Below are 16017 nucleotides of genomic sequence, written 5' to 3'. Positions count from 1 at the left end.
CTTGTCTAAGCCTTTAGATTGTCTAGCACGCTCTCTTTTAAGTTCTTGTAGCGCGCCATTAAATTGCCATCAATGTTGCCCTGTGAGCTGGTGATTAAAACCCCCCCCTTAGCGATCGCATCGCTGGGTTCTAGCTTGATTTTGGGGAGGTTTTTAAGGTTTTGGGAGAGAAAGGGATAATCTAAAGTGTTGACCTTCACGCAAATGTCGGTGGCATCCATGATATTTTTTAACAACTCTTTAGCTAGGGCTAGGGCGACCTCTTGGCTCTTTTCCTCCACTTCTTTAACGATCACCTCTTTAGCAATTTCTACCGCGATCGCACTAAGTTCCTTTTCAAGGGCTTCTAAGTGGGTTTGGGATTGTTGCATTTTTTGATCGATCGTTGTGAGCGATTGCAATAAATGGTTTTTTTCCTCATCTATGCTAGCGCTCAGCTCGTCTTTAGCTTTTTGCTCGCCTTCTTTAAAACCTATTTTGTAATTGTCCTCCCTAGTTTGTTGCAAGAGGGTTTGGTTCTCCTCTTGGCTCTTTTCAAATTGCATTTGGAGTTTGGCAAGTTGCCCTGAGAGTTCATCGGTTTTTTTTAGCAAACACTCGATGAGGTCGTTTTCTAATTGTATGGAGCGTTCAATGGGTGCGCTTTCTTCAATGGGCTCGGGGTGTTGTTCTTTGGGCGGTTTTTTCTCCTCGGGTTTTTCGGCGGCAATTTCAGCAAAGGATTTAAAGGTGTATTTTTTAATCGTGTGCTTGTCAAGATCTTCTTTGGGGATTAAATTTTCATCGCTCGAATTATTCAATGACATCTTCCTCTCCGCCCATTTGGATCACGCCTTTTTCTGCGAGCGATTGGACGATCTCGATAATCTTGCGTTGCGCTGATTCGACATCTTTGATTTTCACCGCCCCCAGGTACGCCATTTCCTCGACGAATTGGTCGCTTGCACGGGTACTCATATTGCTTAAGAATTTTGTTTTTAACTCTTCTGTGGAAGTTTTGAGTGCCAAAGTGAGATCTTTTTTATCCGCCACCTTAAGGATTTCACGGATCGCAAAGTTGTCAAGCCCACTGATGTCTTCAAAGGTGAACATCATCTCTTTAATGTCATTGGCAAGTTTAGCATCGATGTTTTCAATGCGCGCCAAAGTCGTTTTAGCCGCTTTTTGCCCCAAGCGGTTAAAGATTTCAGCCACCGCACGCGTGCCGCCCACTTCGACTTTGTAGCTAGTGAGGGCTTCTAATTTATTTTCTAGCACGGTAGAAACCCGTTTAACCACCTGTGGGGAAATGTCGCCAAGACTTGCCATGCGGATACTCACCTCTGCTTTCATGTCATCGGGGAAAAAGCTTAGGGTTTCGGCGGCATTGGCCGATTCCATATGCGCTAAGATCAAGGCGATGGTTTGAGGGTGTTCGTTGATGATGAAGTCAGCAAGTTGCTGGGGTTTGATACGCCCCAAGTAAGAAAAGTTTTTTTGGGTTTGCAGGCTACGGCTCAGTTTCTCTAAAATGATCTTTGCCTGCTCGGGACCTAGTGCCTTAATTAAAAGCTCTCTAGCATACTCCAAACCGCCGCTGTTGATGTATTGGTTGGATTGCAAAATGGCAAAAAACTCTTCTAAAACCGCTGCCCCGATGGCTTTATCCGTGCCGTTAAGTTGCACGATTTGCTTGCTGATCTCGGTGATCGAATCCACATCTAAATGGCGTAAAATCCCGGCAGTGGCCTCCTCGCCCACTTGGATGAGCAAAATAGCAATTTTTTCAGACATCGTAAACTCGTCTAATTGCGTCTTCTGTCTAGGGGTTAGTTTAGCCATTAATTCCCTTTGGTGTTAGTGATAGCAACCTCATCCTTAATCAAAAGCTTAAACAAAGAGGCGATTTCTTCGGGTTTTTCTTTAATAGAGCTACGCACCCGCTCAAGCATAATATCATACTTAACATCCTCTTCATTAAAGCTCGCACTAAGCCCCAACTGATCCTCCACCTTTTTACGCATTTCGCCGAAACGATCGACCTCCTCCTCATCATCCTCGTCCATAGCAAAGAGGGATTGCACCTGTTCCTCTTCATCGGGGTGGATCTCAAGCATGCGTTGGCTGAAAGGCGTGATGACTTTTTTGTAAAAGACAAACAGCACCAAGCCTACAATGATGTATTTAAGCAAAGATGAGAAAGGACCTAAAACTTTCTCAGTAGTCGCCACGACTTTTTCATATGCACTCATGGGTACATATTTAGCCGACTTACCATTAAATTCAAAATTGCTGACGGTTACTGCATCGCCTCTAGCTTGATTATAGCCGATGGCTTGCTTGACTAAGGCATTGATTTTACTCATTTCATCCGCACTCAATGCGACATATTCTACACTCTCTGTGCCGTTTTTATCTACTTTTTTGTATTTGCCATCCACGACTACAGCGGCGTTTAAGCGGGTCAAAACCCCAAATTCGCCCTTGATTTCGCTCACGGTCTTACCCACTTCGTAGTTGGTGGTGTTGGTGGATTTCTCGTATTTTTCTTTTTCTGCGCTGTTTAAGCCTTGCACAGGCCCGATGTTGCTCACCACTCCGGGCACCCCACCCACTTGCTTTTTGGGTAAGCCCTCTTTTTTCTCTTCCATCGTTTGCTCACTGCGCACGACATTGTTAGGATCAAAGGTTTCTTTGGTGCTTTTCTTTTGGCTAAAGTCAAACTCCGCGCTCACCTTTGCCACGACCTTGTCGCGCCCGCCCACGATGGGAGCTAAAATGTTGGCAATTTTACTTTCTAAAATGTTTTCAAAGTTTTGTTTGTAGTGCAACTGGGCTTGGGCGAGTTCTCTCGTGGTGTCTAGCTCGTCATTTTCGCCCAAAGGCTCGCCATTCTCATTCACCAGCTTGACATTTTCCACCGTGAGTTTAGGCACAGAGGCGGCGATTAAATTTTTAATGCCTAAGATTTGCTTAGGCAACAAGCGCATGTTGGGTTTGATTTTGAGCATCACCGAGGCAGTAGGGGGGATCTCGCGGCTCACAAACACGCTGTCTTTGGGAATAGCGATGTGCACATCCGCCTTTTCAATCGGCACAAGGCTTTCAATGGTGCGGCTTAATTCCCCCTCAATCGCGCGGATGTACTTAATGTTCTGATCAAAGTCTGTTGCCCCAAAATCCTTCACATCAAAGATCTCATAGCCGACCTTACTAGTTTTGGGGATGCCCTGAGAAGCTAGAGAAATGCGCTCCTCATAGACCTTGTCTTTGGGGATTAAAATGGTGTCGTCTTTGGGGATTTTATAGGGGATGTGTTTTTGCTGCAGATGTTGTAAAATCAGCGCATTGTCGCTAGCGTCCATGCCCTCAAAGAGCACCCCATACCCGCTCAAATCCCCCCTATCTTTGGTCGGGTAAACCAATAAAAAGATCAAAAAACCCACAATTAAGGATACCGCCACCACAACAGTGATCTTTTGTGCTTTATTGAGTCTTGAGAAAAGACGGATAATCTGTTGTAATAAGCCCCTAAAATCCACGAGCCATCCCAAAAGTCATTGAACTAAGTCCGTTTTAAATAGCCTAAATAAAATCCCATAGAACAACACACACAGCCCATGCCCATTAAAAATCCCCCCAAAACATCCGTAGGGTAGTGCACTCCCAAATACACCCGATCATACATCATCAAAAAAATCCAAAAAAACAAGAACACAAAGCCTCCCACCTTTGCCCCCACATTTACCCTAGAGGTGCAGAGTAAAAACGCCAACAAACCATAAAAAAGTGTAGCGGCTAGGGCGTGTCCGCTAGGAAAGCTAAACCCATGCGCTAAATACAATTCTCCATTAGTGGCAGGGCGGGGGCGTTGCACAAGGTGCTTTAAGGTTTTAAGTGCCACCTCACCCACAAGCACGGTGCTAAAAAACCAAACCCCCAGAGCGGTGCGCTTTTTAAACACCCACCAAAGGGCGATGAGTAGAGCCGCGGGTGTGGTGAGTTTGGATTGGGCAAACCAAGTGCTCAAAAGCACAAATTTAAGCCAAATCCCTTGAGTGGGCTCTGGAGTGCGGATCAAACCAATGAAAAAGCGATCCACACTTTGCACCCACTCTTGTTTTTGGATCACCCCACTGGCATCTAACCCCAACAACACAAAGAAAATCGCCCCCCAAAACCACAACAACTTGACCGCTAATTTTTGCCCATTTCTCACACCCACCGACCCTTTATAGGGAGTTGCCATTTAAAATCTCCATACCACATAATAAGCGGGAATGATAACGAAAAATTGGTAAAAAATAGCCATAAACCCAGTCATTTACTAAGTATTTGCCCTACAAACGCATAAATTTTGACTATAATATCTCCACAAAAGCATAAAGGACAGTCCATGACAACAAATCCCTCAGAAGATGTAACCCCCCAAAATGAGAGCCGCCGAGAGTTTTTAAAATCAGCCGCCTTAGCCTCTGCGATGGGCAGTGCAGGGCTCTTAACCCCTCCCGCTTTGCAAGCCAAGGCCGAACATGCCCAAGAGGGCTGGAAGTGGGATAAAGCCGTATGCCGCTTTTGCGGTACGGGTTGCGGGATCATGGTTGCCACCAAAGGCGATAAAATCGTCGCCACAAAGGGCGATCCACTAGCCCCCGTCAATAAGGGGCTCAACTGCATTAAAGGCTACTTCAGCGCCAAGATCATGTACGGGGCGGATCGCCTTGTCGAACCGCTTTTAAGGGTCAATGACAGGGGTGAGTTTGATAAAAAGGGCAAGTTCCAGCAAGTGTCTTGGAAGCGCGCCTTTGATGAAATGGAAAAGCAGTTTAAAAAATATTATAGGGAAATGGGACCCACGGGGGTAGGTGTCTTTGGGAGCGGGCAATACACGATCCTAGAGGGTTATGCCGCCCTTAAATTGATGAAAGCCGGCTTTAGGGGCAACAACATCGACCCCAACGCTCGCCACTGCATGGCAAGCGCGGCTGCCGGGTTTATGCAAACCTTTGGGATCGATGAGCCCAGCGGGTGCTATGACGACATCGAAGCCACGGACACCATCATCACTTGGGGGGCAAACATGGCCGAAATGCACCCCATTTTATGGTCCCGTGTCAGCGATCGCAAATTAAACAGCCCCGATAAAGTCAGGGTTGTCAATCTCACCACTTTTTCTAACCGCACCTCCAGTGTGGCGGATGTGGAGATCATCTTCACGCCAAACACGGATTTAGCCATTTGGAATTACATTGCCAGAGAGATCGTCTATAACCACCCCGAGGCGATCGATCAAAAATTCTTAGACGATCACATTGTCTTTGCCACCGGATACGCCGACATTGGCTATGGCATGCGCTCCGATCCCAACCACCACGGCTTTAAAGCGAGCGAAAAGGACACCGTCGCCAAACAAAACGCCATCACCTTGGATGAAGATGAGGCGATCGCCTTAAAGCACTTGGGCGTGAAAGCGGGCGAGGTGTTTAAAATGGAGCACCAAAAACAAGCGGGCAAGCATTGGCAAATCACCTTCGCGCAGTTTAAAGAAGCCCTAGAGCCCTACACCCTAGACTATGTCGCCAGAGTCGCTAAGGGCGATCGCAACGAGTCGATGGAGAGCTTTAAGCATAAATTACAGCACTTGGCTAAACTCTACATTGAGAAAGATCGCAAAGTGGTGAGCTTTTGGACGATGGGCTTTAACCAACACACCCGGGGCTCTTGGGTGAATGAACAAGCCTACATGGTGCATTTCTTGCTCGGCAAACAGGCTAAGCCGGGCTGTGGGGCGTTTTCACTCACCGGCCAGCCCAGTGCATGCGGCACGGCTAGAGAGGTGGGGACATTTAGCCACCGCCTGCCCGCAGACATGGTCGTGAATAACCCCGAGCATGTCAAAATCGCGGAGAAACTTTGGCACTTGCCTAAGGGCACGATCAACCCCAAGCCCGGCTACCCCTTCTTGACAATGATGCGCGCCTTAGAGGATGGCAAAGTGAAGTTTATTTGGGTGCAGGTGAATAACCCTTGGCAAAACACCGCGAATGCCAACCACTGGATCAAGGCGGCTCGAGAAATGGATAATTTCATCGTGGTGAGCGATTGTTATCCGGGGATCAGCGCAAAAGTGGCGGATTTGATTTTGCCCACCGCGATGATTTATGAAAAATGGGGGGCGTATGGCAATGCCGAACGCCGCACACAACACTGGAAACAACAAGTCACCCCCGTAGGCTCGGCGATGAGTGACACTTGGCAGATTTTAGAGTTTGCCAAACGCTTCAAGCTCAAAGAAGTTTGGGGCGAGCATAAAATCGATGACAAGCTCACCTTGCCTAATGTCTTGGCTGAGGCGCGTAAAATGGGCTACAAGGACAACGACACGCTCTACCATGTGCTCTTTGACAACCGCTTTAGCCGTAAGTTTTTAGCCAATGACCCCATCGGTCGGGGTGCGCCCAACTCCGAAGTCTTTGGCGATAGACGCCATGTGATCGGCAGTGATGGCAAGCCTTTTAAAGGTTATGGCTTCTTCATCCAAAAATACTTGTGGGAAGAGTACCGCAAATTCGGCAGAGGGCATGGGCACGATTTGGCTTATTTTGACGACTACCACAGAGCAAGGGGGCTAAGATGGCCGGTGGTCAATGGCAAAGAAACCCTCTGGCGTTTCAACACCAAGTACGACCCTTACGCCAAAAAAGCCGCCCCCAATGGGGATTTTGCCTTCTATGGTAAGGCGGGTAAAAAGCTGGTGAGTGGGGATTTAAGAGGCCCACAGGGCACAGAGGCCAAAAGCCTAGCCAACAAGGCTAAGATTTTCTTTAGACCTTTCATGAAAGCCCCTGAGCGCCCCAGCAAAGAGTATCCCTTTTGGCTGGCTACGGGTCGGGTGTTGGAGCATTGGCACAGCGGCACGATGACGATGCGTGTGCCCGAGCTCTTTAGAGCTGTGCCCGAGGCTTTGTGCTACATGAATGAAGAGGATGGCAAAAAGCTAGGCCTAAATCAAGGTGATGCAGTGTGGATTGAATCACGTCGGGGTAGCGTGAAGGCTAGGGTGGATATGCGTGGGCGCAACAAGCCACCCGCAGGGCTGGTTTATGTGCCTTGGTTTGATGAAAATGTGTTCATCAACAAGGTTTGTTTGGACGCAACCTGCCCCATTTCTAAACAAACGGATTATAAAAAATGTGCGGTGAAAATCACCAAAGCTTAAGGGAGCTTGATGACAAAATTTAAGAGGGCTTTGGCGGTTTTGGCTGTGTCGGGGTTGTGCGTGGGGTTGTGGGCAGACCCAAACCCCTTTGCCCGCCCATGAGAGCGACCAAGAGCTCATCAGCATGGCGGGCAAAATAGACGCAGAAAAAGTCCCCGACTACCACATGGAGCTATACAAGCGGGCAAAAAAATTGAGCCTAGCAGAGCGCAAGAAGTTTTACCATAGGGTGATTGCAGCGGCGAACAAAAACACCGCCAACATGACAATGGAGGAATTTGAAAACCACATGGAGGCGATCCAAAAAGCGATTAGGGCTAGGGTGGCTAAAATGACGCGCACACAATTTGACGCCACGGGGTTACGCCTAGATGGCAAACTCCCCTACACAAATTAAAGGTTTTGATGCAAAGACGGGCGTTTTTACAAACAGCCCTTAAGGGGGCTTTGCTGTGCGGCAGTGGGGGGGCGTTTTTGGCTGCCATGCTCAAAGCCAAGCACAGCAAGGACTCGTATGCGCTAAGACCCCCCGGGGCAGAGGATGAAGAGCGTTTTTTGAGCCTATGTATCCGCTGTGGGCTGTGTGTGAAGGATTGCCCCTACAACACCCTAAAACTCGCTACTTTGCTCGATCACGCCAAGGTCGGCACGCCTTTTTTTGAAGCCCGCAAAGTCCCTTGCTACCTCTGTCCCGACATCCCTTGTATCAAAGCCTGCCCCACAAGCGCACTAGACAAGAAGCACTTAGAGAAAAATCAAGGCGTGGGCTCGCTTAAAATGGGTGTGGCGGTGGTCGATCCGATCTCTTGCGTGGCGTTTTGGGGGATTCGTTGCGATGTGTGCTACCGGGTTTGCCCCCTCATCGATCGCGCCATTAAGCTAGAAAACAAACACAACGAACGCACGGGCAAGCACGCCTATATGTTGCCCATGGTCCAAAACGATGTGTGCGTGGGCTGTGGGCTGTGTGAAAGGGCGTGTATCACCAAAGAGCCGGCGATTCGGGTCTTGCCCGTGGCGTTTGTGAGTGGCAAGGTGGGCAACCACTATGTCAAGGGCTGGGACGCAAAAGATCAAGAGCGGGTGAAAGACGCCAAGCCCAACACCCTAAACCCCAAGACAGACAACCCCCTAGACTACCTGAATAAGGGGCTTTAATGCGCTATTTAGTGCTAAGGCGGCTCATGCAATGCGGTATTTTAGCCCTTTTTGCCGCCAACACTTGGATACTCAAGGGCAATTTGAGCGCGTCTAGGTTGTTCAACACGATCCCCCTAAGCGATCCTTTTGCGGCTCTGCAGGTGTTTTTAGCCAGTTTGCACGTTGAGATCACGGCACTCTTGGGGGCACTCTTGGTGCTGTGTGTGTATGGCTTGTTCTTGGGGCGGGCGTTTTGTGCGTGGGTGTGTCCGGTGAATATGATCGTGGATTTTGCGGCGTGGGTGCGGCGCAAACTCCAATTTAGGGGCGTGCATTTGGGCTTGCCTAAGAATTTGCGCTACATCCTCTTAGCTCTAAGCTTAATCCTCTCCTTTGCGCTTGCCACGCCCGCCTTTGAGAGTGTGTCCTTCATCGGGGTGGTGCAAAGGGGGATCATTTTAGGCACGGCCTCGTGGCTCATTGTGGCGTTGTTGCTCTTTTGCGTGGATGCGTTTTTGGGTGATAAAATCATTTGCTCCAAACTCTGCCCCTTGGGGGCGTTTTATGCGCTCACCAGCCGCTACGCGCTCTTAAAGATCAAGCATGACGCGATGCGTTGCACCAAGTGCGAACTGTGTTGGGAAATTTGCCCCGAGCGGCAGGTGCTGTGGATGGTGGGGCTTAAAAGCGTGTCGGTCAATTCGGGGGAGTGCACCCGTTGCGGGCGGTGCATTGAGGTGTGCGAGGACGATGCGTTGGGGTTTAGCATTTTGGACTTGAAAGGAAGTTTTAAGAAAAAGGACCTAGGCTAGAGCTTTTATCGCTTTGGAGGATAAAAGCCATGCTAACCCTTTTTGCCATCCTCATCATCACTTCGTTGATCGCCTTGCTTTTGACCGATAAACTCTCGCCAATGGTCGCCTTAACCCTCGTGCCTTTAGGCGGATTGTTTGGCTTTTGGCTCACTTCTGCCCTAATCTTTCAGCCTGTAGTGCCTAAGAATTACGCTTATATGCTCAGCCACTCCAATGAAAAGCACTTTTTAAAGCACCTTGCTAAAGATAATGGTTTTGATCCACCAGATGGGCATTTGCGCCACGCCTTTAGAAAAGCGGGCAATGTGGCGCTGGGTTTCAAGCCCAAAATGAAGGACTACCCCCCACTCTCTAAAGCGCAAGTGGAAAAATTTTATCTAGCCGGCGCAGCAGCCCTTTATCCTAATGCCAAACACATTGAGGAGAATTTAGCTCCGCTCTTTGCCAAGCACAACGCCCTCTACACCTTTAAAGACCATATGCAAGAGTTGGTGCGCTACTTCAAACAGGGCATCGGCAAAGTGGCACACATCGCGATCATGTTCATCTTTGCGATTTTGTTTTTTGGGGTTTTAAACGATGTGGGGGTGTTTAATCCGCTCATCAATGCGCTGATTAAACTCAGTCAAGGCAGTGTAGTGGCGGTGTGTGTGGGGACATGCCTCATTGCGATGATCGCCCACTTGGATGGCTCTGGGGCAAGCACCTTTTTAGTGGTGATCCCTCCGCTCTTGCCCATTTATAAACGCTTAAACATGAACCCTTATTTGCTCCTACTGCTCGTAGCCGCCAGTGCGGGCGTGGCAAACATGCTCCCTTGGGGTGGGCCGCTTGGGCGTATCGCCAGCGTGCTAGGCACAGATGTGAGTGCGCTCTACACCCCCTTGATCAAGGTGCAGCTGCTTGGCTTTGCGTGTATTTTGCTCATGGCGGTGTTTCTAGGCTTTAAAGAAAAGCGGCGCATTATGAAGACGGGGCTAGAAGTGCAGGGGGGTTTAGGTGTGCAGACATTGGATCACCCTCGCTTTTTTTGGATCAATGTCGTAACCGCCCTGATTGCTTTGGGATCGGTGATGCTTAAAATCTTGCCTCCTGAGTTTTGCTTTCTCTTGGCCTTGTGTGCGGTGCTTTTAATCAATTACGCTAACCCCAAGGAGCGCATGGCAAAGGTGAAGGAATACGCCCCTGAAGCCATCTCTATGGCGGTGATCTTGCTTGCCGCCGGGGTGTATATTGGGATCTTAAGCGGCTCTGGCATGCTTGTGGATTTAGCCCAACATTTAAGCCTGCTCTTACCCGACTTTGCGACTAAACACCTACACATCATCACAGGAGTTTTTGGCGTGCCTTTTGAGTTGCTCTTAGACACCAATGGCTATTATTTCACACTTTTTCCCATAGTCGCCCACATCACCGCCCCCTATGGTGTGAGCGGGGAAGCGACAGGCTATGCAATGCTCATCGGTTCGATTGTGGGGACTTTTGTCTCCCCCTTTGCGCCCGCCTTATGGCTAGGTTTGGGGCTAGCTAAACTTTCTATGGGGCGGCACATCGCCTACAGCTTCTTTTGGCTTTGGGGGCTCTCCTTAGTGGTGCTCGCCCTTGCCAAACTCTTGGGGTTGTTTTAGACTACATGCTTTGGGGGACTTTCACATCTCCATAGTTCATCGCATCCTTAAAGACTTGGCGGACTGCTTGTTGCAGGGCTTTGATGGTGTTGGTGTGGATGGGTTTGATGGCGAGTAAATTCTTTTCAAGTAAGCCCCGATCGTAGCCATCCACGCGCACCAAAATAAAAACTTCTTGGTTATTGGGGTTGATGTATTCGCCCAGCTGGACTCCCTGATCTAGGCTGGCAGCGATGGCTTGGACAATCTGTTTAAAAATATTGTCATCAAAGGGGCGTTGATTGGCGTTTTGGGTTTGTTTGAACACATCTTTAATTTGCTTGCCGATGTGCTGGGCGACTCGAAAGCGCGCCCGCTCCCTAGCGATTTTCTCCGAGCGGGCGATCTGCCCGTCTATGATGTGCGAACTATCGATGCCCTGCGTGATGAAGGCACTACGGTCTTCAAGCATCCAAGCGGGCACATTGGCTAGAAAAACATCTTTCTTGTGTGTGCTGGTGCAAGCCGAGAAACCTAAAATCACCAAATAAAGCAAAGTCGGGGGTAAAAAGCGTGTTTGAAACACTTCAGTTCCTTTCAACAAGTTTAGGAACTGTAGTATACGCTTTTAGAGTGAATAAATCCCCCCCACTTGCAAGAATTACGAGAGTTGCCCTTTCACTTCACCGATCCAAGCATCGATGCGGCTGTCGGTGAGATCGTCCTGGTTGTCTTCATCGAGCACGAGACCCACGAATTTACCACCCTCTACAGACCTAGAAGCCTCGAAATTGTAACCATCTGTAGAAGTGAAGCCCACAACCTTACCAGCTTTGGCTTTTTCATAGATGTGGAAAATGCCCTCAGCAAAGGTTTCAGAGTAGGTGTCTTGATCACCAAGACCCACTAGAGCGATGGTTTTGTTGGCAAAATCCGTATCGCTCAAAGTACCTAAAAACTCCTCCCAGTCACTTTGCAAATCCCCAGCTCCCGCAGTGGGTGCCACCAAAACCACAGAGCTACAACCATCAAAGTCTGCTTTAGACGCTTTGGCCACATCATATACTTTCACCCCACCTAGTTTTTCAGCAATTTTACCGCTAATTGTTTCAGAATTTCCGCTGTCTGTGCCGTAAAAAATACCAACTGCCATGTTAATCCTTTCGTTTTTTAAAAATAAACCCGCCCATTATAACGAATTTTGGTAAAAATGCAAAAAGCAATCAATAGCAATCTGCAGAGAGTTTAAAGGGGGCTTGTTTGTAGGGGTAATTTTCAATGTCCATCACCAAATCCTTAGCTTGTTTGGGGGGGATTTGTACCTTAAAACTTTGGGTGTAGGTGTGTGCAAACACCCATTTGTGCAGATACTCTTGGAACTTATTGTATGATGGGTGTAGAATATCTAGGCGCAAAATACACTGATTGATGGCTAAATGTCCGACATTTTTGACATGGACCTTTGCCATAAAAGCATTGGTGTAGGTGAGAGAAAAGGCTTCGCGTATGTCGGTTTGGATTTTAAAAAGCTGCTCTTCAAGCAGATAGCGTACCGTAAAGGGTGTACCAAGGATACATAAGGTGGCTAAAATATAAAAAAAAGAGGACACAAGACCCCGGAACAAGAGCCCTGGGATATAAAAACACAAGAAAAACGCACAATGCATGCCAAAAACCACCAAGGCAAAGGGGCTGGCATTTGCCCAAAAGACCTTTAAATGGGCAAGGACAGAGTATAAAATTGTGGTCGTGTCGATCATTTATTGTGCGTGGTGGCTGTTGCCTTTTGGTGGCTCTTGGTGTCTAGCCAAATGTTGGGCACGGCACCGCCGGGGACCAAAAAGATTTGGGCGTTTTTATTCACTTTCAGTGCCTCGTCAAACTGCCCCTGGGTTTCAATTTGGCGCAAACTCAAAAGCTTTTCACTCAGGCTTTGGGCGATGCTGGTGTTGGCCGCAGATTTGGCCTTGGCCTCGATCACGATCGCATCCGCCACGCCCTGAGCTTTAATACGATTGGCATCCGCCTCACCTTTAGCTAGAGCCGCTGCTTTTTGGGCCTCTTGTTTGGCCTTTTCCACCTCGTATTTCACCCGCTCGGATTCTTGGCGGGCGATCTGCACCTTCTCGATCTGCTCTTTGATCTTGGTAGGCAAGACAATTTCTCTTAGCTGGATAGAACTTAATTGCACAGGAGAATTGGGCAGTTTAGACACCTCCTTATTAATGTCTGTGTTGATGAGAGCAGCGATTTCGTTGCGCTTGATAGGCAAGTCCTCGGCTGGATAGCGTCCCACCACAGAGCGCACGACATCACGCACCACAGGGTTGATGATCTTTTGCTCCCAACTAAGACCATAGGTGGCGATCGTTTGGGGCGTGGTTTGGGCGTTGAGGCGGTATTGCACGGTGAGCTCAATGGAGACGGTGAGCCCCCTTGAGTCCATCACATTGATCGCATCGTTTCTAAAAATCCCCTGATTTTTCCCCACAATCCCCATGTCCTCGGTGCGCGAAAAGTTGATCGTGCGCACCCTTGTATCTATGACTAGAATATCCTGCACTAGGGGGATAAAAAAGTGTATCCCGGGTTGCAAGGGGATCGGGTCGTAACGCCCCGCCGTAACCTTAATGCCGATCTCACCCGATTGGATCACCATGAAGGGCTTTGCCAAAAAGAGCAGGGCACACACAACAATCGCAATGATTAAAGTTGTGAATCGCTTGGATTGCAAGAAATTAGAGGGCAGAGTTGGGGGTTTGGGGCTCTTGGGGGTGTTGTTAGAATTATTGGGGGTATTGTTGTCAGAGTTAGGACTCTGCTTACGCTTTAGATGCTCGTTGAGATCAATGGGCATACACTTCCTTTAGACCCGAACGACATAATGCGCAAATTTTGCCAAATCACCGGTTGTTTCACCCTTAACAAGCCTCATATAGGTGTCGAATAGGGCTTTGGTGATGGGTTTTTTATCCGTGCCAATGGGTCTAAAGTCCAAAGACTTAATGGGTAAAATCTCCATACCCGTGCCCACAAAGAAGGCTTCTTGGGCGCTGTAAATTTCCTCACGCACCACATGGCGGTGCACCATGGGGATGTTTAAGTGCTCGGCGAGCTCAATGATGGTTTGGCGGGTGATTGAATCGAGCGAATAATCTAGGGGGGGGACAATGAGTTTGTCTTTTTTCACCATAAAAAAGCTTTCAGCCGAACCCTCCGCCACAAAGCCATTGACATCAAGCAGCAAGCCCTCATCGCAACCGCAATCTAAGGCTTCTTGCTTAGAGAGTTGGGAGTTTAGGTAGTTGGAGCTGGCTTTGGCTTTATTCATCGTGGATTGCACGCTGGGCTTTCTATAAGAGCTGGTTTTGACCTTAATGCCCTCGTGTTGGTTGTCTTTCCAAGTTACGGTGGCAATGGCAGTGTGGATGGGGGGGTTGCTCGCACAAATGCCAAGTGTGCCAAGCCCCATGAACACAAAGGGGCGGATGTAGGTGTTGGCATCGCACTTATTCGCCCGCAAGGTTTCTAGTGTGGCGTGGTTTAGCTCTTCTATGGAGTAGGGGATCTTTAGCCCCACCGCCTTACACGAATCCAAAAGCCGTTGCATGTGATCGTGCAAACGGAACACAAACAAGCCGTCCTTGCCCTTATAGGCGCGGATGCCTTCAAACACCAAATTAGCGTAGTGCAGACTATAACTGAGAACATGGATGGTGGCTTTTTCAAAGGGGACAAGCTTGCCATCTTGCCAAATAAAAGGGTGGTTCATGATGTTTTCCTATTTTTCTATTTTCTTAATACTTGCGTCTGGAGTCCTTAAAACGCCCATTTTTGCGGGGTCTCGAACTTCTTGGGGGTTTTTTAGACTCGCTTGGCTTTGACTCTGTAAAAATATGGTCTAAATCTACCTTGTGGCTCTTAAATTGCAAATTTAAGAGCTTGAGCACCAACTGAGAGGGTTCAAACTGCTCAGTCAGTTGCTCGTATAAGCTCACGACCTCAGCGTCCACTTCCACCTTTGAAAGGGCTTTGACCAAGCGATCCTCATCCATGTGTGGGATTTCGTAAAGCTCTAAAGACGCGCCGATGTCCTTTTGCATGCGTTGCAACTCTTTATATTCTAAGGGGGTTACAAGTGTGATCGCCACGCCCTTTTTGCCCGCCCGCCCCGTGCGCCCGATACGGTGGATGTAGCTCTCGGTGTTTAGGGGCATGTGGTAGTTGAATACATGGCTTACATCGCTGATGTCTAGCCCCCGACTCGCCACATCCGTGGCGATCAAGACATCCGCTTGTTTGGACTTAAAGGCTTTAATAGAAGCTTGCCTCGCCCTTTGCTCCATGTCGCCGTGTAGGGGCGTGGTCTTATAGCCCTTCGCACTCAAAAATTGGTGCAATTCATCCACTTCTCTTTTCATCCGCATAAAAATGATGCTTTTGCTGGGGGTTTCTTTATCCAACAAGCGCATGATCGCTTCGTTGCGCTCATGTTCATTGATCACATAAAAGCGTTGCGCAATGTCGGCGTTGGTTACATGCGTGGGGGCAATGTGGACGGACACGGGGTTTTGCAAGATTTTATTCGCCAACTCTTTAATGGGCGGGGGCATGGTGGCAGAAAACAAGAGAATCTGCGCATTTTCGGGCAAATAGTCAAAAATCTCTTCAATGTCATCCAAAAAGCCCATGTCAAGCATTTCATCGCTTTCATCCAAGACCACGACTTTGGGTGCAAAGCGTTTTAAGCGTTTGTTTTTTAGGTGATCTAAGAGCCTGCCCGGGGTGGCGATCATCACCTGCGGGTTGCGCTCCAAAAGTTCGCATTGTTTGCGGATGCTCTGCCCGCCATAGACACAAATCGTGCGGGTGCGTGAGCTTTTGCCGAGTTTAAAAATCTCATCGCTCACTTGCATCGCCAGCTCTCTAGTGGGCGTGATCACCAAAGCTTCTACGCTTTTATTGTTCTGCAAGTTTTGGATAATGGGTAGGGCGAAGGCGGCGGTTTTGCCCGTGCCGGTTTGGGCTTGGGCGATCACATCCTTGCCTGCAAGCACTAAAGGGATCGCCTTTTCTTGTATGGGGCTAGGCTGGGTGAAGCCCACTTCGGCGATAGATTTTAAAATCTTGGAGTTTAAGCCCAAATCTTTAAAAGACTTCGTGGGCTGGGTGGTTTCTTCAATGGGGGTTTGCATCGGTGGCTTAATGTCCTTAAATCTAAATGCTAGGTGTACTATAATTGTGCGGTATTATAGCA

15 protein-coding genes are annotated in these 16017 nt (G+C 48.6%); 5 read left to right on the top strand and 10 right to left on the bottom strand.

Annotation, left to right across the window (positions count from 1 at the left end; translation table 11 throughout):
* Nucleotides 1-5: 5 nt before the first annotated feature.
* The 4 genes from fliH to QSJ47_RS03330 are packed head-to-tail and all read right to left on the bottom strand — an operon-like array spanning nucleotide 6 to nucleotide 4228.
* Nucleotides 6-806: a flagellar assembly protein FliH gene (gene fliH, locus QSJ47_RS03345; RefSeq protein ID WP_221271131.1), complete on the bottom strand. Its 801-nt coding sequence runs from the start codon at nucleotides 804-806 to the stop codon at nucleotides 6-8.
* Nucleotides 793-1821: a flagellar motor switch protein FliG gene (fliG, locus tag QSJ47_RS03340; RefSeq protein ID WP_221271130.1), complete on the bottom strand. Its 1029-nt coding sequence runs from the start codon at nucleotides 1819-1821 to the stop codon at nucleotides 793-795. Before fliG ends, fliH begins: the two co-directional genes overlap by 14 nt.
* A complete protein-coding gene (fliF, locus tag QSJ47_RS03335) occupies nucleotides 1821-3521 on the bottom strand; it encodes a flagellar basal-body MS-ring/collar protein FliF (protein WP_221271129.1) in 1701 nt (566 codons plus the stop codon). The genes fliG and fliF overlap by 1 nt, the downstream gene beginning before the upstream one ends.
* 23 nt (nucleotides 3522-3544) lie before the next feature.
* Nucleotides 3545-4228 carry a phosphatase PAP2 family protein gene (locus QSJ47_RS03330; RefSeq protein ID WP_221271128.1) on the bottom strand — a complete coding sequence of 228 codons (684 nt, stop codon included), beginning with the start codon at nucleotides 4226-4228 and terminating at the stop codon, nucleotides 3545-3547.
* A gap of 147 nt (nucleotides 4229-4375) precedes the next feature.
* Here QSJ47_RS03330 and napA point away from each other — a divergent pair, with 147 nt between their 5' ends.
* From napA to QSJ47_RS03305, 5 genes are all read left to right on the top strand, one after another.
* On the top strand, nucleotides 4376-7198 hold the full coding sequence (gene napA / locus QSJ47_RS03325) for a periplasmic nitrate reductase subunit alpha (RefSeq protein ID WP_285602421.1): 2823 nt from the start codon (nucleotides 4376-4378) through the stop codon (nucleotides 7196-7198).
* 88 nt (nucleotides 7199-7286) lie between these two features.
* Nucleotides 7287-7595, top strand: a complete 309-nt coding sequence (locus QSJ47_RS03320) for a DUF1104 domain-containing protein (RefSeq protein WP_260321520.1) — start codon at nucleotides 7287-7289, stop codon at nucleotides 7593-7595.
* Nucleotides 7596-7600: 5 nt separating this feature from the next.
* The gene (napG, locus tag QSJ47_RS03315; RefSeq protein ID WP_260321519.1) at nucleotides 7601-8356 is read left to right on the top strand and encodes a ferredoxin-type protein NapG; all 756 of its coding nucleotides are present in this window, start codon (nucleotides 7601-7603) and stop codon (nucleotides 8354-8356) included.
* Complete coding sequence (napH, locus tag QSJ47_RS03310) at nucleotides 8356-9150, top strand: quinol dehydrogenase ferredoxin subunit NapH (protein WP_221271126.1); 795 nt, start codon at nucleotides 8356-8358, stop codon at nucleotides 9148-9150. The genes napG and napH overlap by 1 nt, the downstream gene beginning before the upstream one ends.
* A 29-nt stretch (nucleotides 9151-9179) precedes the next feature.
* Nucleotides 9180-10781 carry a CitMHS family transporter gene (locus QSJ47_RS03305; RefSeq protein ID WP_260321518.1) on the top strand — a complete coding sequence of 534 codons (1602 nt, stop codon included), beginning with the start codon at nucleotides 9180-9182 and terminating at the stop codon, nucleotides 10779-10781.
* Nucleotide 10782: 1 nt separating this feature from the next.
* Here QSJ47_RS03305 and QSJ47_RS03300 read toward each other — a convergent pair whose 3' ends face one another.
* From QSJ47_RS03300 to QSJ47_RS03275, 6 genes are all read right to left on the bottom strand, one after another.
* Nucleotides 10783-11346 (bottom strand): hypothetical protein, encoded by a 564-nt coding sequence (locus QSJ47_RS03300; RefSeq protein WP_221271125.1) that lies wholly within the window; start codon nucleotides 11344-11346, stop codon nucleotides 10783-10785.
* Between the two features lie 75 nt (nucleotides 11347-11421).
* Nucleotides 11422-11913, bottom strand: a complete 492-nt coding sequence (locus tag QSJ47_RS03295; RefSeq protein ID WP_221271124.1) for a flavodoxin — start codon at nucleotides 11911-11913, stop codon at nucleotides 11422-11424.
* Between the two features lie 70 nt (nucleotides 11914-11983).
* Nucleotides 11984-12520 carry a DUF2393 family protein gene (locus QSJ47_RS03290; protein WP_197271400.1) on the bottom strand — a complete coding sequence of 179 codons (537 nt, stop codon included), beginning with the start codon at nucleotides 12518-12520 and terminating at the stop codon, nucleotides 11984-11986.
* Complete coding sequence (locus QSJ47_RS03285) at nucleotides 12517-13617, bottom strand: prohibitin family protein (protein WP_285602420.1); 1101 nt, start codon at nucleotides 13615-13617, stop codon at nucleotides 12517-12519. The genes QSJ47_RS03290 and QSJ47_RS03285 overlap by 4 nt, the downstream gene beginning before the upstream one ends.
* A gap of 9 nt (nucleotides 13618-13626) precedes the next feature.
* Complete coding sequence (locus QSJ47_RS03280; RefSeq protein WP_285602419.1) at nucleotides 13627-14532, bottom strand: branched-chain amino acid transaminase; 906 nt, start codon at nucleotides 14530-14532, stop codon at nucleotides 13627-13629.
* A 25-nt stretch (nucleotides 14533-14557) separates the two neighbouring features.
* Nucleotides 14558-15955, bottom strand: coding sequence for a DEAD/DEAH box helicase (locus tag QSJ47_RS03275; protein WP_285602418.1), 1398 nt, complete (start codon nucleotides 15953-15955; stop codon nucleotides 14558-14560).
* Nucleotides 15956-16017: the final 62 nt, after the last annotated feature.

It is taken from the genome of Helicobacter sp. NHP22-001, assembly GCF_030270165.1.
GTDB classification, from domain to species: Bacteria; Campylobacterota; Campylobacteria; order Campylobacterales; family Helicobacteraceae; genus Helicobacter; species Helicobacter gastrofelis.
The sequence above is the reverse complement of the archived record's forward strand: the minus strand, read 5'-3'. Positions and strand labels throughout refer to the sequence as shown.